Below are 25,774 nucleotides of genomic sequence, written 5' to 3' on the forward strand. Positions count from 1 at the left end.
GAGAGACGTCATGACAAACGCGGGAAACGCGCTGCTTTGGGCCGGCATATTCTTTTGTCTGTCGTTCGTTTCGATTCTTGCAGTTTGGTTCGCCGATCGGGTACGCACGGGCGTTTCGGGGAAGCCGTAGCGCTTCGGTTCCGGCACCTGAAGTCTGCCGAGAAGCGCTCGGCCTGCGGTGACACAGAGCATCAATTCGGACAGGGTTGTCCGGCGGCTCCCCACAGAGCCATGTCCTTGACGTGGTCCTCGAACGTACCCGGTGGCGTCGTGCGGCCCGCGCCGGGGGCCCATCCGCGCGGGATGAAGCCATTTAACGATGCATCGTGCCGCAGGTGTTCGACGAGACCGGCCGCGTCGCGACCGCCATTGCGTTTGGGATCTTTCAGTTGCGCGCAGATCTCGGCGCCGCTCTTGCCGAACCAGATGAAAGCCACCGGGGCGAGCTGCCAGTCGATTCCGGCGCGCGGCGGCGCCGGCGCCGGCTCGTTCGCCTGGGTTGAGGTCATGTGACAGGTCGAGCAGGCGAGCTTTTCAGCGCCGATGCGGCTCTCTCCGCCATGGATATTCATGCCATGAACGCGGGGCTTGGTTTCGCCTGCCGGTGTCCATATCGGGATTGCCTTGGCATCGACGTGGCAGTTCGCGCAGCGCGGATGGGTCACCACTGCTTCGATCTCGCTTCCAGGCCTCCAGCCCGTCGGCGCGGCTGACGCCGCCCGGCAGCGGCGCCCCCTTGGAGGCTTCGTCTTTGGCTGCGACGATCCCGGTGAGAACCGCGATCGATGAAGCGGCGATGATCACCGCGATCAGAGACCTCGTCATGGCTCGCCTCACACGAAATCGATGAACTTGTTGAAGGGCATTTCGCGAATCCGTTTCCCGGTCGCCGCGAAGATCGCATTGGCGAGCGCCGGTGCCGCAGGAGGGACGGGCGGCTCGCCGACGCCTCTCACCTTTGGATCGTTCTCAAGCCCGCGAACTTCGATCACCGGACATTGGTAGATCCGCATCGCTTCGTGGTGGTTGTAGTTGGTCTGCTGCACTGCGCCCTTTGCGTAAGTGAGCTCGCAATTGATGGCGTGGCCAAGCCCCCAGACGACGCCGCCCTGCATCTGGCTCTCGAAATTGACAGGGTCGATCACCTTTCCGACGTCGGCCACGGCCCAGACCTTGTCGATCCTGATGCCGCGGGCGGTCTTCGTGACCTCGACCACTTCAGCCGTCGGCGTGCCGAACGACTCCACGAAGGCAACGCCGCGCCCTTTTCCCTTGCCGAGCGGCCCCTTCCAGTTCGACATCTCCGCCAGCGTCTCCAGCAACTTGCGATAGTGCGGCACGTTGCACATCGCGATCCGCGCCTTCATCGGATCGAGCCCGGCGGCGTGGATCAACTCGTCGATGAAGCTCTCGGTGAAGAAGCCGGCCGTCGAGGCGCCCACGGACCGCCAGGTGGTGCTCGGCGACAGCCCCTGCGCCTCGTAAGTCGTGGCCCGGAAATTGGGGATGTCGTAGTAGACGTTCCAGAGGCCGGCCGCCAATTGAGCGTCGGGATCCTTCGAGGGGGCGCCCGAACGTTCGAGCAGCCCCTTGAGCGGTGCCGTCGAAGCCAGCTGCAGATCGGCCGCGACGATCTTGCCCTTGTCGATGCTGCCTCTGTGCCGGGCGATCGCGATCTGCCGCGGAATGTCCTGGAGAAAATCCTCCTCGCGCGAGAACACCAGCTTGATTGGCGTGCCGCGCATCTGGTTTGCGATCTCGGCAAGCACACGGACGTTCTCGTACTCGAGGCGGTGGCCAAAACTCCCGCCGCTCCACTGATTGTGGAAGGCGACCTGTTCCGGCTTCAAGCCGATCGCGGTCGCCGCGACATGCTGCACGAATTGAGGGCTCTGGTGGCCGACCCAGATCTCCATCCCCTTGTCGGTGACGAGACCGATCCCGTTGAGCGGCTCGAGCGGCTGATGGGCGACATAGGGCGCGCGATATTCCGCCTCGATCCGCGTTCCCGTCTTCAGGCCGGCTTCGACATCGCCGAGCTTGCGCCATTCCTTGCCCAGGAACTCAGGCTTGAACGAAGATTGCAGCACCTTCCAATGGTCCGCCTGCTCGGCGGGGTACACTGAAGGCGCCCACTCGCACCTGACGGCATCGGCGGCCCTCATCGCGTACCAGCTGTTCGTGGCGATCACCGCAATGCCATTTTTGATTTCGAGGATCTTCCTGACCCCCGGCATCGATTGCGCCACGCTTGCGTCATAGGATTTCAGCGGCTGCCCCTTGTTGGGGTTCAGCTTGACGGAAGCGTACAGCATGCCTTCCATCTTCATGTCGATGCCGAACTTCAACTCGCCCAGAACCTTGGCGCGAACGTCGAGGCGCATCATCGGCTTGCCGATCAAGCGCCAGGTGGAGGGATCGCGCGTCTGCGCATCGAGCACCGGAGGAATCCCGGCGGCGTCGGCCGCGAGCTCGATATAGGGAATCTTCTTGCCGTCGGGGAGGATCACGTGCCCGGATCGGGTACGGATGTCAGCCACCGCGATGCCCGAACGCTTGGCAGCGGCGGCCTTCAACGTTTCACGCGCTATGGCGCCGGCCTTGCGCAGCTTCTCATAGGTGTCGGGGATCGTGCTTGAGCCGCCCGTCATCTGCATGCCGGACTTTCGAAGACCTTCGAGCGCCGCGGCGCGACCCGCTTCGGCCGCGGGGCTCTGATCCGAGGCGAGGAACGGCGCCAGTTCCTCCTTGAACCCGGTGTTGAAATAGGCGGGACTGGGACCAGCGAAGCGAACTTCGAACTGGCCGGGATCGAGGTCCATCTCCTCGGCTATCATGATCGGCTGCACCGAGCCGACACCCTGCCCGATATCGGCATGCTGGGCGATCAGCGTGATCTTGTCCGGACTGATCTCGACCCAGGGATTGAAAGTCACGGAGTTCGGCCCGAGGCCGGCGGAGAGGGATTGTCACCGGCCGCCGGTGCGGCCGCTTCAGCACCGCTATAGGAGCCGAAGGCAATGCCGCCGGCCATCGCGGCGGAGCCGAAGACAAAGGCGCGGCGCGACAGGTTCTGCATATGGCCCATATCACTTCTCCGCCATTTTCTTGGCCGCGGCCGCATGGATCGCCGCGCGGATGCGCGGATAGGTGCCGCAGCGGCAGAGGTTTCCCGACATCACCTGATCGATCTGCTCGTCCGTCGGTTTGGGTATCTTCGTAAGCAGCGAGATCGCCTGCAGGATCTGGCCGGTCTGGCAGTAGCCGCATTGCGGAACCTGATGCTCGATCCAGGCCTGCACGACCGGGTGTTGGTCCTTGTTGTCGAGGCCTTCGAGCGTGACGACCGATCTGCCGGCGACCTCGCCGATATGCGACTGGCAGGACCGCACCGCCTTGCCGTCGATGTGAACGGTGCAGGCGCCGCATTGCGCGACCCCGCAGCCGTATTTGGGACTGGTGATGCCGAGCTCGTCGCGCAGGACCCAGAGCAGGGGCATCTCGGGAACGACATCAACTCGATGCCTGGTCCCATTGACGGTGAGCTCGATCATGTCGGTGCGTCCTTGCAAGTCGTTGCGAGGACAATCTAGCGAGGCGAAGAAAGGCCTGCGGTTAAATGTGGTAAAAACGTACGGTCAGGGCATATGGAACCGGCGCGGCCAGCACGGCCGGCACGCAATCATGTTCGGTCCATTCAGGGAGACTACGCGCGGCCGGATGAGGCCTCGATCTCTAAACGATCGAGCAGGCGACGCGCTCTCGCGACGTCCTTGCCCGTGCTGTCCTGAGCAAACTGCCGGCAGATTGGATCGAGCATCGCTCCGGCCGCAGAAGCAGCGCCGCTCTCCGTCCAGATATTGGCGAGGTCGGTCGCGGCGCGGAGCTGGAAGGAGAGGGCGCCTGACGCTCCGGCGGTCTGCACCGCGCCGATCAGGGCCTGCTCGCCGCGCGCGCGATCGCCCTGCTGAACTTCGATACACCCCAGGACCCGTAGCAGTTCGGGCCGGCACCAGGTCTCATCCAGTTGGTCCGCATGCGTGATGGCCGCTGCAATGCTCTCGCGCGCAAGCTCGATCCGGCCGCGCTGCAGCGCCGCTTCGGCGAGCATGCCGAGGTAGATCGGCGCGCGGATCAGGAATTTGCTGTCGAGGATCTCGTTGGCGGCGACGCGCATCGGCTCGACCGCATCCGCGCTTCCGCGGTGATGCCCTATCACAGCGCGGAAGAAGTGGCTGAGCGGAGCCCAGCTCGCGAGGTTTCTCCGGTTGAGATTGTCGTCGAGCAGGTTGAGATGCTGCTCGGCCGTGTCGATATCGCCTCTCCAGATCGCAACGGGAATGGAGGCCAGGGCAAGAGCGTTGGACTGGGTCACCAGATGCTCGGTTGCGGCGGCGCCGTCGACGGCGGCTCTGGCAGCCTTGACGGCTTCGAGCGTATCCCCGCGTACCCATCCGACGAAGGCGAGCGAGACGCGGATCACCACGTAGGGATCGACTTGGAAGCGCGATATGCGCGCGCGCTCCGCAGGACTGTCGTGCTGTCTGGCGAGCCGCTTCAGGGAAGCGTGGGCGCCGACGATATCGCCGCGATAAAACTGCGTCATGATGCGAAACCGCGCGCCGGAGGATGCGGCGGCGCTATCCTTCGTCCGCTCGCAGATCGCATCGAAGCGATCGAGGCTCGCCAGAACGTCGCGGTGACGCCCGGCGAATGACTGGAGGACCGCAAGGCCCCACACCGCACGGAGCTGATAGTCCGCATCGCCCTTCAGTTCGGCCAGCCTCACGCTTTCGCGGCAGGCGCCTTCGGCCTCCGGATCGAGCCGTTCGGCGAAAGTCAGGCTTCGGGCATGGGCAGTCGCCAGCTTCATCCGCACCTCGAGATCTGGACGAGCCGTCAGCTCTGCGGCGTCCAGCGCCGTGCGCACGCGTTGCCGGCATTCGGCCACCGACGAGAGTTCATCCCAGAGCGGGATCGCTGCGGCGGATAGTCGGAGGCCAGTCTCGACGTCGCCATCCGCGCCGAAAGCCCAGTCGATCGCGTTGCGCAGGTCGTTGGCGCGCCGGCCGTAGGTCGTCATCCAGTCTTCCCGTGCCACCCACGTCCATTCCGCCTCGGCACGTTCGAACAGGTCGAGCATATAGACGGCATGGCTCTCGCAGGCGCGCCTATGTTCACCTTCCGCACGCAGCCGCTCTGCGGCATAGGTTTTGGTCGTGTCGAGCAGCCTGTACGCAGCCTTGCCGCCCGAGAGTGTCTGCGAGACCAGCGACTTCGATGCGAGGTTGTCGAGGCAAGCGGCGGTCTCGCCCGGCGACGCGACGATGTCGCTGGTGATGCCGAGCACGTCCTCGGTCGTGAACAGTCCGGCGAACACGGACAGGTGACGCAACAGTGAGGCCTCGGCCTCGGATAAAAGCCGATAACTCCAGTCCAGCGTTGCCTGCAGGGCCTGGTGTCGAAGCGGCGCGGTTCGCGGACCGTAGTTCAGGAGATCGAAACTGCCTTTAAGATGTCGTAACAGGGAAGCTGGATCGCAGCTCTTCAGCCGCGGCGCCGCAAGCTCGATCGCGAGAGGAATTCCATCCAGCCGCCGGCAGATCTCGGCGATGACGGAGACGTCGGGATCGCTCAGACCATAGCCCGCGGCCTCCTGCGCACGCGTGACGAACAGCTCGACCGCCGGGAACGCCATGGCCTGTCGTCCGTCGAGGCCGACCTCATCCGAGGGACAGCGAAGCGGGGCAAGCCGGTACACATTCTCGGTCTTCGATCGAAACGGCTCGCGGCTGGTCGCGATGATACCGATCTCGGGCACCGCGAGATGCATGTGCTCGGCCACGAGCGTCGAGGTCGTCAGCACGTGCTCGCAATTGTCCAGGATGAGCAGCATGTTTTTGGACCGGACAGCGTCGACGATCCCGACGAGCAGATCGATGACGCCGGCGGCGGAGCCCAGGGCGGACGCGATGGCCGCGCACACCAACTGCGCATCATTGATCGCAGCGAGATCGACGAAACAGACACCGTCGTTGAAGCGTTCTGTCAGCTCCCGCGCGGCTGCGACGGCGAGGCTCGTCTTGCCGACGCCAGCGGGACCGACGATGGTGACAAAGCCGCGATCACACACGCGCCTGGTGACTTCGCCGAGATCGTCTTCGCGTCCGATCAGCAGGTGTGACCCTTGCAGCTGCCGCTCCAAGCCGCCGTCATGGGAGGGCGCTGCCGACGAGGCAGACGCCGTCTCGAACCGCACGGGTGCGGCAAAGCGATAGCCGCGGCCGGGAACGGTGACGATGTAGGGAAGTCCGGCCTGGTCCTGCGGCAGTGATCGGCGCAGGGCCGCGATATTCACTTTCAGATTGCTCTCATGCACGAATGTGTCGGGCCATGCGAACCGGATCAGATCGGCCTTGCTGACCAGTTCACCCTGCCGTTCGAGCAAGACCTGAAGCAGATCGAGCGCGCGCGCCCCGACCCGAACCGGAGCCTGACCCCGCAGCAGCAACTGTCTCCGGGGAAAAAAACGATACTCGTCAAAAAAGTAAGCGCCTTCGCTGATCGGGCGCAAGGTGGCCTCCCAACACGTCCGATGCAGAGTTTATGGCATCGGGCGCGGTCTGGCCATGTTGCGTATCGGCGCGGCAGCGGATGCGTCGTGCGATTTTGCAAGTCCGGTCTGGGCCGTCAGAGTGGCAAAGAGCCAGCCAGTGCGGCCGCGAGGCACGGCCGATGACAAGCCACCGGTTCGTGCCTGGCGCGTCCGGATAACGGACTGTGCGAAGCCATCCCAAACCCGGCCGCAACAAAGGTTACGTTCGGGGCGCATCGGTCATTGGGGCGGGATTGGGGCGTTCTTTTCGCTCGTATGTCGGTGACCTCAATTTTGTTTCGGTTGCGCCGGAGGCGCCCGAACGCCCGATCTGCGACGTTCAATCCGTGTTGGCCGCCACGTGCTCCTGCGAAGGATCCGTGACGTCCTCTTTCGGATGAGACGCCAAGGACAATGGCCATGTATGCGGGCGCCGGACTATCGTTACGTGCTTCGAGGCACTGGCTTCTGGTACTGCTCGTTCTGGCGATTGCATCATGTGGACCGTCGTCTGGAACGAACGCTGCGGACCCCGGATACCTGGGACAAGGAGGCGCGATCGGCCAGTCCGATGCGAGGTTTGTGTCCCTCGGCGTGGGCAAATCGATGGTGGTCGATCTTCCGCGCGACGCGAAGGATGTGCTGGTCGCTGACCCCAAGACCGCCAACGTCGTCCTGCGATCGGCGCAGCGTGCCTACATCATCGGCGCGGCGGTCGGCCAGACCAACGTGGTGTTCTTCGATACCGCCGGCCAAGCGATCGTCGCCTACGACATCGCCGTCAAGCGTGACCTGAACGGGGTCCGTGCCGCGCTGAAGCAGGCGCTTCCCGCGGCCAATGTCCAGATTGACGGCGTGGGCGACGGGGTCATCCTGACCGGATTCGCCGCGACGCCCGTCGAGGCCCAGCTGGCCAACGATATTGCTACGCGCCTCACTGGCGCGGCCGAAAAGGTTGTCAACTCGATCACGGTTCGGGGACGTGACCAGGTGATGTTGAAGGTGACGGTCGCCGAGATTTCACGCGAGATCGTGAAGCAGCTCGGCGTCGATCTCAGCACCAGTCTCAGCTCGGGCACTTCGGTTGTCATCCTGGCGAACTCGAATCCCTTCACGGCCTACGGCAAGAACCTTGTCGACGGCAACAACGTGTCCCTGTCGGCTGGCGGAACGACGGCCACGCTGAGAGCGATGGAGAAGGCGGGGGTCGTCCGCACTCTGGCTGAGCCCACGCTGACGGCGATATCGGGAGAGGCCGCCACCTTTGTTTCCGGCGGTGAGTTTCCCGTTCCCGCGGGGTATTCCTGCGACCCAACGACCCATGTGTGCACGACGCAGATCAGCTACAAGAAATTCGGAATGTCGTTGAGCTTCACGCCGGTCGTGCTGGCGGAGGGGCGCATCAGCCTGCATTTGATGACCGAGGTGTCGGACCTCTCGAACGAGAATTCGATCACCTTGTCCCAGGCGGTGAGCGACAACACGACCAACTCCCTGACCGTCCCCTCCATCAAGACGCGCCGGGCCGAGAGCACGCTCGAGATCCCCTCGGGCGGGTCCATGGCAATCGCCGGCCTGATTCAGGACCAGACGAAGCGAGCCGTGAATGGTTTGCCCGGGCTGATGCAGGTGCCGCTGCTTGGCGCGCTCTTCAGGAGTCAGGACTTCGTCAACAACCAGACCGAGCTCGTCGTTCTCGTGACGCCTTACCTCGTTCGCGCCGTGAGCCCGAGAGAGCTATCGCGTCCCGATGACGGTTTTGCAGCCCCGAGCGATCCACAAGCCAATCTCATCGGCAACATCAATCGCCTTTATGGCCGAACGGGATCGACCGGCGCCCGTCGCGGAGATGTCGGCTTCATCACCGATTGACGCGCGATCCATGCATCGATCCCGGCAATGTTCAGGCAATCGCAGCAACATTCATAAACATCTTCGTCAACATCCCGCGACTGTTCGGGCATAGGAGGCGCTAAGAGTTTACGGATCAGGATTGGCGATATGCTTTTGAAAGTTCCCATGGTGCGCATGGGCATCGGTGCTGCTTGCCTCGCGCTCGTCGGCATCTGTCCGTTGCGCGCGGAGCCAGTGTTCGACGGTTTGGCCGGCGCATGGTTCGGCATCGGCACGATGAAGCCCTCGGACGGCCCACGCGAGAAGGTTCGCTGCAAGGTGGCCTACAACGTCACCAGGCCCGGACGGTCTTTGACGCTGGACCTGCGCTGCGCGAGCGATGCGTACAAGATGGTCCTGTCTGCCAACATCGAGCAGAGCGGAACCGAACTCTCCGGCAACTGGTTCGAGAGCGAATACCGGCAGGGCGGCAAGGTCTACGGCACGAACAGGGATGGCCTGATCGAGGCGCGAATCGAGGGAAACACTGTAGCCGCGCTGGTGACGATCCAGACCAAAGCCAGTCATCAGTCCTTCCTGATGGAAGCCCCGGGCTCCTGGATGTCGGAGGTCGCGATCGAACTGAACAAGGAGGCGAAGTGATTTGGCTCGGTCCGACCGGCACCTTGCGAACCGGTGACGCCGCGGTGTTTGGCGTCACCTCCAAGATCCGGTGCTAGACCTGTTTACGCCATCGCCGGCTTCGATTCGGGCTTCGGCTGCCGCGACAGCGCCAGCACGATCAGCGCGGCGAACACGCAGAGCGCGCCGGCGATGAAGAACGCGGGCAGATAGCTCTGATAGACCGTCCGCGAGAAACCGGCGCCGAAAGCGGCTGTGCCGGCGCCGAGCTGATGGCCGGCAAAGATCCAGCCGAACACCAGATTGGCGCGCTCGGGTCCAAACTTCTGCGCGGTGAGGCGCACCGTCGGCGGCACCGTCGCGATCCAGTCGAGTCCGTAGAACATCGCGAACAGCGACAGCCCGTAGAACGAGAAATCGCTGAAGGGCAGGAAGATCAGCGAAAGTCCGCGCAGGCCGTAATACCAGAACAGCAGATAGCGATTGTCGTAGCGGTCCGACAGCCAGCCCGACATGATGGTGCCGAAGAAGTCGAAGATGCCCATCGCGGCGAGCAGACTCGCGGCCTGCACCTGCGGAATGCCGAAATCGAGGCACATCGGGATCAGGTGCACCTGGACGAGGCCGTTGGTGGAGGCGCCGCAGACGAAGAAGGTCGCGAACAGGATCCAGAACGCGCGCGACTTCGAGGCGTCGCGCAGCGTGCCGAGCGCCACGCCCGTGATCGAGCCGTGGCTGACCGGGGGGCGGGCAGGGGTTCGGTGCCAACGTCGCCGAACGGGCGCAGGCCAACGTCGCTCGGCCGGTCGCGCATCACCATAAGCACGGCGAATGCGGACACGCCAAGCGCGATGCAGACGAAGCCGAGCGCCAGTCGCCAGCCGTAACGTTCGGTCAGGCTTGCGAGCAGCGGCAGGAACACGAGCTGGCCGGTGGCGACGCTCGCGGTCAGGATACCGACAACGAGGCCGCGCTGCGCGGCGAACCAGCGTGTCGCGATGGTCGCGCCCAGCACCAGTGCGGTCATGCCGGTGCCGATGCCGATCACCACGCCCCACAACGCGACGAGCTGCCAGACCTCGGTCATGCCGAGCGAAAGGACCAGCGCAGAGACCACGATGAGCTGCGCCGTCAGCGTGACGTTGCGCAGGCCATAGCGGTTGAGCAGGGCCGCGGCGAACGGCGCCATCAGCCCGAACAGGATGAAGCGGATCGAAAGCGCGGAGGAAATTTGCGCTGTACTCCAGCCGAACTCCTTCTGCAGGGGAACGATGAACACGCCGGGCGCACCGACCGTGCCCGCGCTGATCAACGCGGTGAGGAAGGTCACGCCCACCATCACCCAGCCGTAATGAATGTTGCGGCGGGATGCGCTGCCGCGAGCCAGTTCGAGATCATTGGGCCTCAATGTTTGATGGGCAGTCTTCGAAAGACCTGCGCGAGTGTGCAGAATGACACGGGCGGCGTCTGTCGGAAATGACAGAGTTCCCTCATTTTCGGACGTGTGTGCGTCAGTGCTCGAGACGCTCCACCGCGATCGCCGTGGCTTCGCCGCCGCCGATGCAGAGCGCCGCGACACCGCGCTTGAGGTTCTGGGCCTCGAGTGCATGCAGCAGCGTCACGATCAGCCGCGCGCCGGTGGCGCCGATGGGATGGCCGAGCGCGCAGGCGCCGCCGTGGATGTTCAGCTTGTCGCGGGGAATGCCAAGATCGCGCTGCGCTGCCATCGCCACGACGGCGAAGGCCTCGTTGATCTCGAACAGGTCGACGTCGGAGGCAGCCCAACCGACCTTGTCCAGCAGCTTGCGGATCGCCGGGATCGGCGCGGTGGTGAACCATTGCGGCTCCTGGCTGTGGGTGGCGTGGCCCTTGATCACGGCCAGCGCCGGCAGGCCATTGCGGTCCGCGAGCGAGCGTTTCGTCAGCACCAGCGCCGCGGCGCCGTCGGCGTTGGCGGAGGAGGCGGCCGGCGTGATGGTGCCATTGGCGCGGAACGCCGGCTTCAAACCGGGGATTTTTGCGGGATCGACCTTCAGCGGGTGCTCGTCATTGGCGACAATGCGCGGACCAGCCTTCTCCGTCAGCGTGATCGGCGCGATCTCGGCCTTGAACGCACCGCCCTCGACCGCCTTGCGCGCCCGGCTCAGCGTCTCCATCGCATAGGCGTCCTGGTCCTTGCGGGTGAACTGATAGGCTTCCGCGGTGGCCTCACCGAAATCGCCCATGGAGCGGCCGGTCTCGTAGGCGTCTTCGAGGCCGTCCATCATCATGTGGTCGATGATGCGGTCATGGCCGACGCGGTAGCCGCCGCGCGCTTTCGCCAGCAGATAAGGCGCGTTGCTCATGCTCTCCATACCGCCGGAGACGACGATTCCGGCCGAGCCCGCGCGGATGATGTCGTGCGCCAGCATGGTCGCCTTCATGCCGGAGCCGCAGACCTTGTTGACGGTCGTGGCGCCGGTGGCATCGGGAAGTCCTGCGGCCCGCGCGGCCTGCCGCGCCGGTGCCTGGCCCTGGCCGGCGGGGAGGACGCAGCCCATGAAGACCTCATCGACCTTCTCGGGCGCGAGTTTTGCGCGCTCCAGCGCGGCGGCGATCACATGCGAGCCGAGCTTGTGCGCCGCCAGCGGCGACAATTCGCCCATGAAGCGGCCGAGCGGAGTGCGGGCGGCGGAGACGATGACGACGGGATCGGCGGCTTCGGCCATGACAAAATTCCCTGCGATGACGGGTAAGATTATGATCATCATATGATGCGGCGCAAAAATGCAACCGCGGCAGGGATGAGAAAATGTCGTGGGTCGGATGAGAATTGGTCGTTCGAGGTAACGGGAGGCTCTACCGCTTCCGGTTCACGAACGCCTGCATCAGCCGCGTCGGCTCGTCCGTCAGGAACGATTCGCCGAACACCTTGACGCTGAGATTCACCGACTCCGTCAGCGGCAGTTCCTCCCATTGCCGCAGCAGCGCCTTCTGCGAGCGCAGTGCTTCGGGGCCGCATTCGAGCAGTGCCTTCACGAGATGCTCGATCTCGGCATCCAGTCCGCCCTCCGGCGCGACCTTGTCGACCAGGCCCCAGGCCAGCGCCGTTGGCGCGTCGATATTCTCGGCCGTCATCACCAGCCAGCGCGCGCGGGCCCAGCCGATCAGGCGCGGCAGCAAGGCGGCGTGGATCACCGAGGGGATGCCGACGCGGACCTCGGGCATGCCGAAATGCGCATCGTGCGCTGCAACCCGGAAGTCGCAGGCCGCCGCGACCTCCAGCCCGCCGCCAAGGCACCAGCCGGGCATGCGCGCAATCATGGGGGCCGGGAACTGGCGCACGGCTTCGCAGAGATCGCGCAGGCGGCTGATGAAGGCCTCGGCAGATTTCTGGTCGAGCCTGGCCATTTCCTTGATGTCGGCGCCGCCGATCATGCTCTTCTCGCTCTGGCCGCGCAGCACCACGACGCGGATACTACGGTCTGAACTGAGCTGCTGCAGGCCCTCGCGAACCGCGTCGGTCACGGGCGAGCCGAGGATGTTGAGCGAGCCGGCGTTGCAGATCGCAACGTGAACGACGCCGCGCGCATCGCGCGTCACGCCGCAGTGGTTGTTGAGCATTTCCATCGTGACATCTCGAGAGTTTCGTGGGCTGGCGCGAGGCGCGACCGTCGGGATCACTTCCGGGCCGAAACGCCCGTCTTGTCAAGCGGGAGGGTGACGGAGTTGCCAGCGCGAAATCCGTCGCATAGGATGATGTACATCATACCAAGGGGCGATCATGACCAGCGACGATCAACTCGACCTGTTTTCGCCTGCGCAGCGGCGCGAGCGCGTGGTGGACTGGCAGGTTCCCGCGCCGGTCGCCAGAGTGGCGATGGGGCTGTCAGGCATGGATGCCATGCTCGGCATCCGCGATGGCCGCCTGCCGCCGCCGCCCTTCGCCAAACTGATCGGCTTCACCATGGCCGTGGTCGAGCCGGGCCGGATCGTGATGGAGCTGGAGCCGCGCGAGGACCTCGAAAACACCATCGGCCTGCTGCATGGCGCGACGGCTGCGGCGCTGATCGACACCGCCATGGGCTGCGCGATCTCGACGCGGCTGGAGGCGGGGCAGTCGTCGGTCACGCTGGACCTGAAAATGACCTTCCTGCGGCCGCTGTCGGTCCGGTCGGGGCTGATCTCGGCCGAAGGTAAAGTGATGAAGCTGGGCCGCCAGACCAGCTACGCCGAGGGCTTCGTGCGCGACGGCAAGGGCGCGCTCGCAGTCCATGCAACTGCAACCTTTTCAATGATCGGCGCAACAACTTAACATGAATTAATGCACACGCCGGGCCGTTCCTGTGTTATGAAATGATCTCCGACATTCAATGAGACGCGCATGCGCTATTCCCGGGAACACAAGCAGGAAACCCACGACCGCATCGTGAAGAAGGCCTCGGTGCGGCTGCGGGAGAAGGGCGCCCACGGCATCGGCGTCGCCGACCTCATGAAGGAGGCAGGCCTGACCCATGGCGGCTTCTACGCGCATTTCGACTCTCGTGAGGCGCTGGTGATCGAGGCGTTTGCCTACGCGATGGACCGCGGGATGGAGCACTGGCGCAAGCAGTCCGGTCAGGTCCCCCTGAGAAGCAGCTCCCCCAGATGGTCGAGACCTATCTCTCGACGTTGCATCGCGATAATCCCGGCCACGGCTGCTCGATTCCAGCGCTCGGCGCCGAGATCGCGCGCGAGAGCCCGAAGACCCGCAAGGCCTTTGCCGGCAAGCTCGACGAGATGATCGAGATGATGACAGACTACGTCCCTAACCTGCCGCGCAAGACCGCCCGCAAGCAGGCCATCGCAACGCTTGCGACCATGGCCGGCACCATGCTGCTGGCGCGGATCGCCGGCTCGGGCGAGCTGTCGGACGAGGTGCTTAAGGCCGGCAAGGACAGCGCGGCTCGAGGGTGCGAAGCGCGAGCCTGCGAAGGTTGCAACGGCCCGGAGGAAGCAGAACTAGGCGAGATACCGTAGGGTGGGCAAAGGCGCGCTTGCGCCGTGCCCACCATCTCTCGACGATCGCCACTTATATGGTGGGCACGCTTCGCTTTGCCCGCCCTATGAGACCTGCGCTATCGCCCTGCAAACAACGCCCGATTGCGCTCCACGATCTCACCGATGTAATCCGCCACCGCCCTGATCCGCGCCAGATCCTTGCTGTCGGCGTGCATCAGCATCCAGAAAGTCCGGGTGATCGAGATCTCCTCGGGCAGCACCGCCACAAGCTGCTGATAATCACTCGCCATGAAGTGCGGCAACACAGCGATGCCGAAGCCGGAGAGCGTGGCATTGAGCTGCGCGATCAGATTGGCGCTGCGGAAACGCGCGGAAATCCGCGGCGAGACCTGCGGCAGGTAGTCGAGTTCCGGCGTGAACAGCAGCTCCTCGATGTAGCCGACGAAGCGGTGCTGCGGCAGCACGTCGCGCGAGGTGATTGTCGGGGCGCGGTCGAGATAGGCGGGCGACGCGTAAAGGCCGAGGCGGTAGTCGAGCAGCTTGCGGCCGACGATGCGGCCTTCCTTTGGCATGGTGAGGCTGATGGCGATATCGGCCTCGCGCTTGGAGAGGCTGAACAGCCGGGCGGTGGCTACAAGTTGCAAATCGAGGTCCGGATAGCGGTCCGCGAAAGGCGCCAGCCGCGGCGCGAGGAAGGCGGTGCCGAAGCCATCAGGCGCGCCGATCCGCACCGTCCCGGTCAGCCGTGCCACCGAGCCGCCGACCTGCTCCTGGTTGGCGACGATGGTCGATTCCATGGCCTCCGCGCTGTCGGCGACCCGCTGGCCGGCCTCGGTGAGGAGATAGCCGGTCTTGCGCCGGTCAAACAGCTTGGCCGAGAGGTGCTTTTCCAGCCGGTCGACACGGCGGATCACGGTGGCATGGTCGACGCCGAGCTGCTTGGCTGCAGCCGACACCGAGCCGCCCCGCACGATGGCCAGCACGAAGCGGAAGTCGTCCCAGTCGATAGCGCCTTGATCCAGCATTTCCGCACATCTATGGTGCATTATCTCAGACTTGAATCCTATAAAATGCAGGTCGATAGGATTTGTCAAAGCGATCAGACCGGGATCTAAGGAGTTCATTCCATGCGCGCAGTCGGACATTTCATCGGTGGCAAGGAGGTCAAGGGCACCTCGGGCCGCACTGCCGACGTTTTCGAGCCGATGACCGGTGACGTCCAGGCCAAGGTGGCGCTGGCGTCCAAGGCCGAAGTCCGCGCCGCCGTCGAGAACGCGCGCGCAGCACAGCCCGAGTGGGCCGCGACCAATCCGCAGCGTCGCGCCCGCGTGATGATGAAATTCGTCGAGCTGGTGCAGCGCGACTATGACAAACTCGCCGAGATGCTGGCCCGTGAGCACGGCAAGACCGTGCCGGACGCCAAGGGCGACATCCAGCGCGGCCTCGAGGTCGCGGAATTCGCCTGCGGCATCCCGCATCTGATGAAGGGCGAGTACACCGAAGGCGCCGGCCCTGGCATCGACATCTATTCCATGCGCCAGGCGCTCGGCGTCGTTGCCGGCATCACGCCGTTCAACTTCCCGGCGATGATCCCGATGTGGAAGTTCGCCCCCGCGATCGCCTGCGGCAACGCCTTTATCCTCAAGCCGTCGGAGCGCGATCCCGGCGTGCCGATGATGCTCGCCGAGTTGATGATGGAAGCAGGCCTGCCGGCCGGCATCCTCAACGTCGTCAACGGCGACAAGGAAGCGGTCGACGCCATCCTCGACGATCCCGATATCAAGGCTGTCGGCTTCGTCGGCTCGACGCCGATCGCGCAGTACATCTATGAGCGTGCGGCCCAGACCGGCAAGCGCTGCCAGTGCTTTGGCGGCGCCAAGAACCACGCCATCATCATGCCGGATGCCGACATGGACCAGGCCGTCGACGCGCTGATCGGCGCGGGTTACGGCTCGGCCGGCGAGCGCTGCATGGCCGTTTCCGTTGCCGTGCCCGTCGGCAAGTCCACCGCCGACCGCCTGATGGAAAAGCTGATCCCGCGCGTCGAGTCGCTCAAGATCGGCACCTCGATCGACCCGTCGGCCGATTACGGTCCGCTGGTGACGCGCGAGGCGGTCGAGAAGGTCAAGGGCTACATCGACATCGGCATCAAGGAAGGCGCCACGCTCGCCGTCGACGGCCGCGGCTTCAAGATGCAGGGCTACGAGAACGGCTTCTATCTCGGCGGTTCGCTGTTCGACAACGTCACCAAGGACATGCGGATCTACAAGGAAGAGATCTTCGGCCCGGTGCTCTCCGTCGTGCGCGCGCACGACTACAAGGAAGCGCTGGCGCTGCCGTCCGAGCATGATTACGGCAACGGCGTTGCCATCTTCACCCGCGACGGCGACGCCGCCCGTGACTTCGCGGCCAAGGTCAATGTCGGCATGGTGGGCATCAACGTGCCGATCCCGGTGCCGATCGCCTATTACACCTTCGGCGGCTGGAAGAAGTCCGGCTTCGGCGACCTCAACCAGCACGGCCCGGACTCGGTCCGCTTCTACACCAAGACCAAGACGGTGACCTCGCGCTGGCCGTCCGGCGTCAAGGAAGGTGCGGAGTTCTCGATCCCGCTGATGAAGTAGGCTGTAGCCCAGCCCGTCATTGCGAACGCAGCGAAGCAATCCAGAATCTTTCCGTAGAGGCAGCCTGGATTGCTTCGTCGCTTCAGTGCAAAATTGCTCCGCAATTTTGTCACGAGCTCCTCGCAATGACGAGGAAGGTGAGGAGCCCAGCATGCAGTTCGCTCTGAACGAGGATCAGGTCGCGGTTCGCGACATGGCGTTGGCGTTTGCGGCGGAAAAATCGCGCCGCACGCGTTGCGTTGGGACGAGGAAAAGCATTTCCCCGTCGACGTGATGCGCGAGGCGGCGACGCTCGGCATGGGCGGCATCTACATCCGCGAGGATGTCGGTGGCTCCGCCATGACGCGGTTCGACGCGGCGCTGATCTTCGAGGCGCTGGCGACGGGCTGTCCGACCACGTCGGCCTTCATCTCTATCCACAACATGGCGTCCTGGATGATCGATGCCTATGGCAGCGACACCCAGCGCCACACATGGTTGCCGAAGCTCTGCACCATGGAGCTGATTGCGAGCTACTGCCTGACCGAACCGGGCGCCGGCTCGGACGCGGCGGCCCTGCGCAGCCGCGCAGTGCGCGATGGGGACCACTATGTCCTCAACGGCCAGAAGCAGTTCATCTCCGGCGCCGGCGGTACGGATCTGCTGGTCGCAATGGTCCGGACCGGCGGTGAAGGCCCCGGCGGCATCTCGACCCTCGTCATCGACGGCAAGACGCCGGGCGTGTCGTACGGCGCCAATGAGCGGAAGATGGGCTGGAACGCGCAACCGACCCGTGCGGTGATGTTCGAGAACGCCCGCGTGCCCGTGGCCAACCGGCTGAGCGAGGAGGGCGTCGGCTTCAAGATCGCGATGGCCGGCCTCGACGGTGGCCGCCTCAACATCACGGCGTGTTCTCTTGGTGGTGCCCAAACGGCGCTCGACAAGGCGCGCGCCTACATGAAGGAGCGCAAGGCGTTTGGAAAGCGTCTCGACGAATTCCAGGCGCTGCAGTTCAAGCTCGCCGACATGGCGATCGAGCTCGAGGCCGCGCGCACCTTCCTGTGGCGCGCTGCCGCTGCGCTCGACCGGAAAGACCCCGACGCCACCATGCTGTGCGCGATGGCCAAGCGGTTCGGCACCGATGCCGGCTTCGAGGTCGCCAACCAGGCGCTGCAGCTTCACGGCGGCTACGGCTACCTCAGCGAATACGGCATCGAGAAGATCGTGCGCGATCTGCGCGTGCACCAGATCCTCGAAGGCACCAATGAAATCATGCGGCTGATCGTGGCGCGCAAACTGATCGAGGGCGCGCGATGAATGCAGTGGAGGAGGGCGACCTCATCGTTCGCCGCGAGGGCGCGGCGGGCGTGATCCGTCTCAACCGTCCCAAGGCGATCAACGCCATGACGCTGGAAATGTCCGAAGGCATCGACGCGGCGCTCGACAAGTTCGAGACCGATCCGGACGTGGCCGTCATCATTCTGGAAGGCGCCGGAGAACGCGGGCTCTGTGCCGGCGGCGATATTCGCGGATTGTGGGAGAGCTCGCGCGAGGGCGGCGATCTCGGCGCGCGGTTCTGGCGCCAGGAATACATCATGAATGCGCGGATCGCGAAGTATCCGAAGCCCTATGTCGCATTCATGGACGGCCTCGTGATGGGCGGCGGCGTCGGGCTGTCAGGTCATGCCAGCCATCGCATCGTCACCGATCGGACGAAGCTTGCGATGCCCGAAGTCGGCCTCGGCTTCTTCCCTGATGTCGGCGGCACCTGGCTGCTGTCGCGCTCGCCCGGCGAGATCGGCACCTATTTCGGTCTCACCGGCCAGACCATGAACGGCCCCGACGCGATCCACGCGAAGTTCGCCGATGCGGTGGTGCCCGCGGCCAAATGGCCGGAGCTGCGCGGGGCACTGACGCGGGTTGGTCCTGCAGCGAGCGCGTCCGACGTCAGCAGGCTCATCAACAGCTTCGCGACCGGCGATGCGGCCGGTCCGGTCGCGGCAAAGCAGGCGATGATAGATGCGTTGTTCGGTTTCGACCGCATGGAGGACATTGTCGCTGCGCTGACGCGCGACGGCTCCGAGTTCGCATTGGCCGCGCTGAAGACGCTCAATGAGAAGTCACCGCGCGGTATGGTGGTGACGCTGAAGCTGCTGCGGCTGGCGCGCAATGCGTCGAGCCTCGAAGAGTGCCTGGTGCGCGAATATCGCGCTGCGCTGGAGGTGTTCCGCAGCGACGATTTCCGTGAGGGCGTGCGCGCCGCCGTGATCGACAAGGACCGCAACCCGACCTGGTCGCCGCCGCGGATCGAGGACGTGACGCCGGAGATGCTTGCGCCATATCTCGCCGGGATCGGCGCCGACGAATTGAAGTTCAACTAATCAACGAAACGTCACAGCGGAGGATATCGAGATGGCCACGATCGCATTCATCGGTCTCGGCAACATGGGCGGCCCGATGGCTGCCAATCTGGTCAAGGCTGGCCACAAGGTGGTGGCGTTCGATCTCGTCGAGGCCTCGCGCGCGCAAGCCAAGGCTGATGGCGCCGGCATCGCCGACAGTGCATCAGCCGCGGTGAAGGGCGCCGATGTCGTCGTGACCATGCTGCCGGCCGGCAAGCACGTGCTCGGTGTCTGGAACGAGGTCGTCCCCGTCATGGCCAAGGGCGCGCTGATCATCGACAGCTCCACCATCGACGTCGAGAGCGCGCGTCAGGCGCACGCGCTTGCCGCCAGGAACGGCGTGCTCTCGGTCGACGCGCCGGTCTCCGGCGGCACCGGCGGCGCCAAGGGTGCTACGCTCACCTTCATGTGCGGCGGCGAGGAGGGCGCATTTGCTGCGGCCAGGCCCGTGCTGGAGAAGATGGGCAAGAAGATCGTGCATTGCGGCGGCGCCGGCGCAGGCCAGGCGGCCAAGATCTGCAACAACATGATCCTCGGCATTTCCATGATCGCGGTGAGCGAGGCGTTTGCGCTCGGCGAAAAGCTCGGGCTCTCGCATCAGGCATTGTTCGACGTCGCCTCGACCTCGTCGGGCCAGTGCTGGTCGCTGACGACGTATTGTCCGGTTCCGGGTCCGGTGCCGACCTCTCCCGCCAACAACGACTACAAGCCGGGCTTTGCCTCGGCGTTGATGGTGAAGGATCTGACGCTGGCGCAGGACGCCGCGAAGGCCACGGGCGCTGCGACGCCGCTCGGCCAGCATGCGCAGGAGATCTATCAGGCCTTCGACAAGGCAGGCCAGGGTGGGGTGGATTTTTCCGGAATTATCAAGCACGTTAGGGGGCTCACCGGGAAAACCTAATGACGACATTTCAGGAAGCGCGCGCGTTTCTGCTGGATCACCGCACCGACTACGAGACCGCGGTCAAGGGCTTCCGCTGGCCCGATCCCGTTCCTTTCAACTGGGCGCTCGACTGGTTCGACGCCGAGCTGGCGACGAATGCGGACAGCCGGGATTTGCCCGCGCTCTGGATTGTCGATGCAGCGCAGGACAAACAGACGAAACTGTCTTTTGCGGCGCTCTCGAAGCGTTCGAACCAGGTCGCGAATTTCCTTCGCGCACAGGGTTTGAAGCATGGCGATCATCTCCTGTTGCTGCTCGGCAATGTGGTTCCGCTGTGGGAGACGATGCTGGCGGCTATCAAGCTCGGCGTCGTCGTCATCCCCGCCACCACGCTGCTCACCGCCGATGAGCTGCGCGATCGGCTCAATCGCGGCAGGGCAAAGGCGGTGGTCGCGGCGCAAGACCAGGTCGCGAAGTTCGCGAGCCTTGGCGCCGAGAATGTCGTGCGCATCGTGGTCGGTGCCGGCTCCGATGGCTGGCTCGGTTATGACGCCGCCGCGAGTGCCTCCGACAGCTTCGCGCCTGATGGCCCGACCAACGCCGACGATCCGATGCTGCTCTATTTCACCTCGGGCACCACGGCAAAACCCAAGCTGGTGCGGCACAGCCAGCGCAGCTACCCCGTCGGCCATCTCTCGACGATGTACTGGATCGGGTTGAAACCCGGCGACGTTCATCTCAACATTTCCTCGCCCGGCTGGGCCAAGCACGCCTGGAGTTGCTTCTTCGCGCCGTGGAACGCCGGCGCAACGGTGTTCGTGGTCAACCAGCCGCGCTTCGATGCCAAGGCGCTGCTCGCCACCATCGGCCGCTGCGGCGTCACCACGCTGTGCGCGCCGCCGACGGTGTGGCGGCTGTTCATCCAGGAGAACCTGGCAGCGTTCAAGGTCGCCTTGCGCGAGGTCTGCGGCGCCGGCGAGCCGCTCAATCCGGAAGTGATCGACCAGGTCAAGTCCGCCTGGGGCCTCACCATCCGCGACGGCTATGGTCAGACCGAGACCACGGCGCTGGCCGGCAACTCACCCGGACAGACAATCAAGATCGGCTCGATGGGCCGGCCACTGCCGGGCTATCGCGTGCAAGTCAGCGACGCCGACGGCCATCCCGCAAAGGAGGGCGAGGTGACACTGCTGCTGGGCGGTGACCGTCCCGCCGGCCTGATGCAGGGCTATCAGGCGGACGACGGCCAACTCTCCGGCGCCGAAGGCGAGCTCTATCGCAGCGGCGACGTCGTATTCGCTGACGACGACGGCTATCTCACCTTCGTCGGCCGTTCCGACGACGTGTTCAAATCCTCGGACTACCGCATCAGCCCGTTCGAGCTGGAAAGCGTGCTGCTGGAGCACGAGCTGGTGGCTGAAGCGGCCGTGGTGCCGAGTCCCGATCCGATCCGGCTCGCAATCCCCAAGGCGTTCGTGCTGCTGACGGCAGACGCCGAGCGGACGGGCGAGACCGCGCTCTCCATCTTCCAGCACTTGCACAGCCGCCTTGCGCCGTTCAAGCGTATCCGCCGTCTCGAAATCGTCACCGAGCTGCCGAAGACGATCTCTGGCAAAATCCGCCGCGTCCAGCTACGACGGCTGGAACGCGACGACGATCGCAATGATCCCCTGCGCGGCCGCGAATTCCGCGAGGAGGATTTTCCGGAGCTGTCGAAGACAAGAAGTGAGACCTGAAGCAAAATGAACGAAATCTGGAAGAAGCCTCCGATCACGCTGGAGGCCTATCAGGCTCTGGTCGGCAAGGAGATCGGCGTCTCGTCGTGGTACCTGATCGACCAGCCCCGCATCGACACCTATGCCGACGTGACCGAGGATCACCAGTTCATCCATGTCGATCCCGAAAGGGCGAAGGAAAGCGCGTTCGGCACCACGATCGCGCACGGCTTCCTGACGATGTCGATGATGTCGGTGATGTCCTACGAAGTGATGCCGGCGATCGCGGGCACGACGATGGGCGTCAATTACGGCTTCGACAAGCTGCGTTTCATCTCGCCGGTGCGCTCGGGCAAGCGCATCCGCGGCCGCTTCGTGCTGGCGGAAGCGAAGCTGCGCAAGCCCAACGAATTGCAGTCGCGCACCAACGTGACCGTAGAGATCGAAGGCGAGGACAAGCCCGCGCTGGTCGCCGACTGGCTCGGGCTGATCTATTTTGCGTGAGTCTGGGTGGGCTTGACCAAGCCCTCCATCGCTGCTCAAAAGCTGTCCAAATCTCGTGCGGAGCGCTCTTACCCTCTCCCCTTGTGGGAGAGGGTGGCTTCGCGGAACGCGAAGCCGGGTGAGGGTCTCTCTCCGCGAGCGCATCTGTTGCGAGAGACCCTCATCCGGCGCTTCGCGCCACCTTCTCCCACAAGGGGAGAAGGAAGAAGAAGCAGGAACTGCACAATGGCAATCAGGTTCGACGGACGCGTCGCCATCGTCACCGGCGCGGGCAATGGTCTCGGCAAGGCGCATGCACTGGGATTGGCGAGCCGCGGCGCAAAGGTCGTGGTCAACGATTTCGGCGGCGCACGCGACGGCAGCGGCGGCTCGCTGTCGCCGGCGGAAGCCGTGGTCGAGGAGATCCGCAAGGCCGGCGGCACCGCGATGGCCGACGGCGCCGACGTTTCGAATTTCGAGCAGGTCACGGAGATGGTCGCTCGCGCCACCAAGGAGTGGGGCAGCGTCGACCTGATGTGCGCCAATGCCGGCATCCTGCGCGACAAGTCGTTCGGCAAGATGGAAGCCGCCGACTTCCAGAAGGTGCTCGACGTGCACCTCGTCGGCACCTTCTACTGCTGCAAGGCGGTCTGGGCCGGCATGCGCGAGCGCAATTACGGCCGCATCGTGCTGACGACGTCGTCTTCCGGCCTCTACGGCAATTTCGGCCAGGCCAATTACGGCGCGGCGAAATCCGGCATGGTCGGCCTGATGAACGTGCTGGCCGAGGAAGGCCGCAAGACCGACATCCGCGTCAACATCATCTCGCCGACGGCGGCGACCCGCATGACCGAAGAGCTGCTGCCGCCGCAGGCGCTGCAATTGATGAAGCCGAACGCGATCACGCCGGCCGTCGAGTACATGCTGAGCGAGGACGCGCCGACCCGCACCATCATGGGCGCCGGCGCCGGCTCCTTCGCCGTGATCAAGATCCTCGAGAGCGAGGGTATCAACCTGCCGGAGTCAGAGTGGACGCCGGACGCGGTCGCCGCGCATTTCGCCGAGATCAGCGACATGTCCAACGCCAAGGCGTTGCAGGGCGCGTTCGAGCAGACGCAGAAATACGTGGCGCAGGCCGCGGCGAGGGCGGGGATCAAGCTCTGACTGACGTCGCCGTCATCGGTGCCGGTCCCGCCGGACTGATGGCGGCGGAGGTGCTGGCGCAGGGCGGTGCCCGCGTCGTTGTGTACGATGCGATGCCGTCGGCCGGCCGCAAATTTCTGATGGCCGGCCGCGGCGGGCTCAACCTCACCCACAGCGAGCCGCTCCCGGATTTTCTCACCCGCTACCGGGAAGCGATGCCGCATCTGCGTGCCGCGATCGAGGCGTTTCCACCCGATGCGCTACGCGACTGGAGCACCGCACTTGGACAGGTGACCTTCGTCGGCAGCAGCGGGCGTGTGTTTCCAAAGACGTTCAAGGCGTCCCCCTTGCTCCGCGCCTGGCTGCGACGGCTCGATGCGGCCGGCGTGCAATTCGCGTTTCGGCACCGCTGGACCGGATGGGACGAGCAGGGGCGGCTAAAATTCCAAACAACCGATGACACGCTTGCGATCGACGCCAAGGCAACCGTGCTCGCGCTCGGCGGCGCGAGCTGGCCGCGGCTCGGGTCGGACGGTGGCTGGGTCGAACTCCTCGCGGCAAAGGGCATTGCCATCTCGAAGCTGAGGCCCGCCAATTCCGGCTTCACGGTCGCGTGGTCCGACGTCTTCCGGGAGCGTTTTGAAGGCCAGCCGCTCAAGGGCGTGGCGCTCGCCATCGGATCACACGCGGTGCGCGGCGAGGCGATGATCACGCGCAGCGGCATCGAAGGCGGCGCGATCTATGCGCTGTCGGCGGAGCTCCGCGAGGCGGTGCTTGGTCTCGGGTACGCGACGCTGATGATCGCCTTGCGGCCCGACCTCGACACGGCTGCCCTGACCACGCGGCTATCGGGGACGCGCGGCAAGCAGTCGCTCGCCAACTTCCTGCGCAAGGCGGCGCAGCTGTCGCCGGTCGGCATCGGCCTGATGCAGGAAGCCGCCATAGCATCCGGACGTCCACTGGCATCGTTCTCGCCGGCGGAGCTTGCGCAGCTGATCAACGCTCTTCTGGTCCAGCTCACCGGCGTCGCCCCGATCGAGCGCGCGATCTCGACTGCGGGAGGGATCAGCTTCGACGAACTCGACGACCGCTTCATGCTGCGCAAGCTGCCCGGCGTGTTCGCCGCCGGCGAGATGCTGGATTGGGAGGCGCCGACCGGCGGCTATTTGCTGCAGGCTTCGTTCGCGACCGGCGCTGCCGCGGGCGGGGGTATGTTGAGTTGGCTGAAACGTTCATAGAACGCCGCCGCCCTTCGAGGCCTCCGCTGCGCTTCGGCACCTCGGGGTGACGGCTACGAGAGAGCGCGGTCTCACCCCAAGCATGCTTCAAGAGAGAGCGTCATCCTGAGGTGCGAGTGGCGCGATGCAACGCATCGCGCCACCTCGAAGGATACGCGGGCGCGCCGCGGCGCTCTACCGCAGCTTCCCGCGTGCCGACACCGGCAGCGTGCCGATGATCTCCTCGCCGCGCACCATCACCACCTCGTCCATCATGTTGACGACGACGCAGACGTGATTGGGAACGACGCGCACGACGTCGCCGACGTTCGGACGCGTATTGCTGCGGGAGAGGTCGAGGAAGCCGTGCTCCTCGGCGAAGCGCGCGATTTTGGCTTCGGGGTGCTCCAGGATCAGGCCGTGACCGTCGAGGCCGCCGGTGTCCGTGGTCAGCGTCTTGGAGCCGGCGTCAAGAATGCCGCGCTCGGGCGCGGCGCGGCTCACCACCGTCGAATAGATGTGCAACGCGCAGTCGTCCCAGGTGGCGGAGCCGGCCGCGACTTGCATGCGGTCGTTGTAGATATAGGTACCGAAGCGATGCTCGGTGCCGCCCTTGAGCTTGCCGATATTGACAAGGTTCGGCGTGCCGCCGGTCGAGACGATCGTCGCATCCAGCCCGTGTGCACGCACGCCGGCCAGCGCTTCATCGTAGAACTTCTGCGCATCGGCCCAGCCGGTCTCGGTCGGATACAGCATGAAGCCGGCGAAATGCAGCCCCTTGGACGCGGCGATCTCGCGCGCCAGCGCGATGGCCTCGGCCGGTGTCTCGACGCCGGCGCGCTTGCGCCCGGTATCGCATTCGACAACGACCGAGAGCGGTCGGCCTGATGCCGCGGCGGCCTTCGGCAGGCCCGCGACGACGGTCGCATTGTCGGCGGCGACCGTCATGTTCGCCTTCGCCTGCAGCGCACCGAGCCGCGCCATCTTCTCTTCGCCGAGCAGATTGTAGCTGATCAGGATGTCGTCGATGCCGGCATTGGCCATGATCTCGGCCTCGCCGAGCTTCTGGCAGGTGATGCCCTTGGCGCCGGCCGCGACCTGCATCTTCGCGATCGTCGGATTCTTGTGCGTCTTGATGTGCGGGCGGTTGGCGATACCGGCGTCGTCGCAGGCCTTCTGGATGCGCGCGATGTTGCTCTCGACTCTGTCCATGTCGATCACGGCGCAGGGCGTGCCGTATTCGCGGGCGATCTTGGCGGCGAGTTTCGTTGTCATGGG

General features: G+C 64.9%; 18 protein-coding genes and 4 pseudogenes. 12 read left to right on the plus strand and 10 right to left on the minus strand.

Features of this window, described 5'->3' with window-relative positions; all coding sequences use genetic code 11:
* Positions 1–191: 191 nt before the first annotated feature.
* The 5 genes from ACQ86E_RS27970 to ACQ86E_RS27990 form a co-directional block, all read right to left on the minus strand.
* Positions 192–665 (minus strand): hypothetical protein, encoded by a 474-nt coding sequence (locus ACQ86E_RS27970; RefSeq protein ID WP_431202727.1) that lies wholly within the window; start codon positions 663–665, stop codon positions 192–194.
* A 168-nt stretch (positions 666–833) separates the two neighbouring features.
* Complete coding sequence (locus tag ACQ86E_RS27975) at positions 834–2,936, minus strand: molybdopterin cofactor-binding domain-containing protein (protein WP_431202728.1); 2,103 nt, start codon at positions 2,934–2,936, stop codon at positions 834–836.
* On the minus strand, positions 2,933–3,088 hold the full coding sequence (locus ACQ86E_RS27980; RefSeq protein WP_431202729.1) for a hypothetical protein: 156 nt from the start codon (positions 3,086–3,088) through the stop codon (positions 2,933–2,935). Before ACQ86E_RS27980 ends, ACQ86E_RS27975 begins: the two co-directional genes overlap by 4 nt.
* A gap of 1 nt (position 3,089) precedes the next feature.
* Positions 3,090–3,554 (minus strand): (2Fe-2S)-binding protein, encoded by a 465-nt coding sequence (locus ACQ86E_RS27985; RefSeq protein WP_431202730.1) that lies wholly within the window; start codon positions 3,552–3,554, stop codon positions 3,090–3,092.
* Positions 3,555–3,706: 152 nt separating this feature from the next.
* Positions 3,707–6,511 carry an ATP-binding protein gene (locus ACQ86E_RS27990; RefSeq protein WP_431202731.1) on the minus strand — a complete coding sequence of 935 codons (2,805 nt, stop codon included), beginning with the start codon at positions 6,509–6,511 and terminating at the stop codon, positions 3,707–3,709.
* 498 nt (positions 6,512–7,009) lie between these two features.
* On the opposite strand from ACQ86E_RS27990, the gene ACQ86E_RS27995 reads away from it, so the two are divergent.
* Both ACQ86E_RS27995 and ACQ86E_RS28000 read left to right on the plus strand, forming a co-directional pair.
* Positions 7,010–8,467 carry a type II and III secretion system protein family protein gene (locus tag ACQ86E_RS27995; RefSeq protein WP_431202732.1) on the plus strand — a complete coding sequence of 486 codons (1,458 nt, stop codon included), beginning with the start codon at positions 7,010–7,012 and terminating at the stop codon, positions 8,465–8,467.
* Between the two features lie 129 nt (positions 8,468–8,596).
* Positions 8,597–9,091, plus strand: coding sequence for a hypothetical protein (locus ACQ86E_RS28000; RefSeq protein ID WP_431202733.1), 495 nt, complete (start codon positions 8,597–8,599; stop codon positions 9,089–9,091).
* Between the two features lie 83 nt (positions 9,092–9,174).
* Here ACQ86E_RS28000 and ACQ86E_RS28005 read toward each other — a convergent pair.
* The 3 genes and pseudogenes from ACQ86E_RS28005 to ACQ86E_RS28015 form a co-directional block, all read right to left on the minus strand.
* Positions 9,175–10,468: pseudogene (locus tag ACQ86E_RS28005) on the minus strand (MFS transporter).
* 113 nt (positions 10,469–10,581) lie between these two features.
* Positions 10,582–11,778, minus strand: a complete 1,197-nt coding sequence (locus ACQ86E_RS28010; RefSeq protein ID WP_431202734.1) for an acetyl-CoA C-acyltransferase — start codon at positions 11,776–11,778, stop codon at positions 10,582–10,584.
* Between the two features lie 130 nt (positions 11,779–11,908).
* Positions 11,909–12,679: an enoyl-CoA hydratase gene (locus ACQ86E_RS28015; RefSeq protein WP_431202735.1), complete on the minus strand. Its 771-nt coding sequence runs from the start codon at positions 12,677–12,679 to the stop codon at positions 11,909–11,911.
* A gap of 154 nt (positions 12,680–12,833) precedes the next feature.
* Between ACQ86E_RS28015 and ACQ86E_RS28020 the strand changes: the two genes are divergently transcribed.
* Entirely contained in the window at positions 12,834–13,364 is a 531-nt protein-coding gene (locus tag ACQ86E_RS28020; RefSeq protein ID WP_431202736.1) for a PaaI family thioesterase, read from the plus strand.
* 69 nt (positions 13,365–13,433) lie between these two features.
* A pseudogene (locus ACQ86E_RS28025) lies at positions 13,434–14,054 on the plus strand (TetR/AcrR family transcriptional regulator).
* Between the two features lie 112 nt (positions 14,055–14,166).
* On the opposite strand, the gene ACQ86E_RS28030 reads toward ACQ86E_RS28025, so the two are convergent.
* The gene (locus tag ACQ86E_RS28030; protein WP_431202737.1) at positions 14,167–15,075 is read right to left on the minus strand and encodes a LysR family transcriptional regulator; all 909 of its coding nucleotides are present in this window, start codon (positions 15,073–15,075) and stop codon (positions 14,167–14,169) included.
* Positions 15,076–15,177: 102 nt separating this feature from the next.
* Between ACQ86E_RS28030 and ACQ86E_RS28035 the strand changes: the two genes are divergently transcribed.
* The 8 genes and pseudogenes from ACQ86E_RS28035 (at position 15,178) to ACQ86E_RS28070 (ending at position 24,517) form a co-directional block, all read left to right on the plus strand.
* Positions 15,178–16,674, plus strand: a complete 1,497-nt coding sequence (locus tag ACQ86E_RS28035) for a CoA-acylating methylmalonate-semialdehyde dehydrogenase (RefSeq protein ID WP_431202738.1) — start codon at positions 15,178–15,180, stop codon at positions 16,672–16,674.
* 151 nt (positions 16,675–16,825) lie between these two features.
* Positions 16,826–17,970, plus strand: a pseudogene (locus tag ACQ86E_RS28040) (isobutyryl-CoA dehydrogenase).
* A complete protein-coding gene (locus ACQ86E_RS28045) occupies positions 17,967–19,034 on the plus strand; it encodes an enoyl-CoA hydratase/isomerase family protein (RefSeq protein ID WP_431202739.1) in 1,068 nt (355 codons plus the stop codon). The pseudogene ACQ86E_RS28040 and the gene ACQ86E_RS28045 overlap by 4 nt, the downstream one beginning before the upstream one ends.
* Before the next feature lie 10 nt (positions 19,035–19,044).
* Positions 19,045–19,956 (plus strand): annotated as a pseudogene (gene mmsB / locus ACQ86E_RS28050) (3-hydroxyisobutyrate dehydrogenase); the annotation flags it as partial.
* Positions 19,956–21,674, plus strand: a complete 1,719-nt coding sequence (locus ACQ86E_RS28055) for an AMP-binding protein (protein ID WP_431202740.1) — start codon at positions 19,956–19,958, stop codon at positions 21,672–21,674. The pseudogene mmsB and the gene ACQ86E_RS28055, both read left to right, overlap by 1 nt.
* A gap of 6 nt (positions 21,675–21,680) precedes the next feature.
* Complete coding sequence (locus ACQ86E_RS28060) at positions 21,681–22,157, plus strand: MaoC family dehydratase (RefSeq protein WP_431202741.1); 477 nt, start codon at positions 21,681–21,683, stop codon at positions 22,155–22,157.
* Between the two features lie 225 nt (positions 22,158–22,382).
* A complete protein-coding gene (locus ACQ86E_RS28065) occupies positions 22,383–23,300 on the plus strand; it encodes an SDR family NAD(P)-dependent oxidoreductase (protein WP_431202742.1) in 918 nt (305 codons plus the stop codon).
* Positions 23,297–24,517: an NAD(P)/FAD-dependent oxidoreductase gene (locus ACQ86E_RS28070; protein ID WP_431206578.1), complete on the plus strand. Its 1,221-nt coding sequence runs from the start codon at positions 23,297–23,299 to the stop codon at positions 24,515–24,517. Before ACQ86E_RS28065 ends, ACQ86E_RS28070 begins: the two co-directional genes overlap by 4 nt.
* A gap of 174 nt (positions 24,518–24,691) precedes the next feature.
* Here the strand turns inward: ACQ86E_RS28070 and ACQ86E_RS28075 are convergent, their stop codons facing one another.
* Positions 24,692–25,771 carry an alanine racemase gene (locus ACQ86E_RS28075; protein WP_431202743.1) on the minus strand — a complete coding sequence of 360 codons (1,080 nt, stop codon included), beginning with the start codon at positions 25,769–25,771 and terminating at the stop codon, positions 24,692–24,694.
* Positions 25,772–25,774 lie beyond the last annotated feature (3 nt).

This window comes from Bradyrhizobium betae (assembly GCF_050632175.1).
Classification (GTDB): Bacteria; Pseudomonadota; Alphaproteobacteria; order Rhizobiales; family Xanthobacteraceae; genus Bradyrhizobium; species Bradyrhizobium betae_B.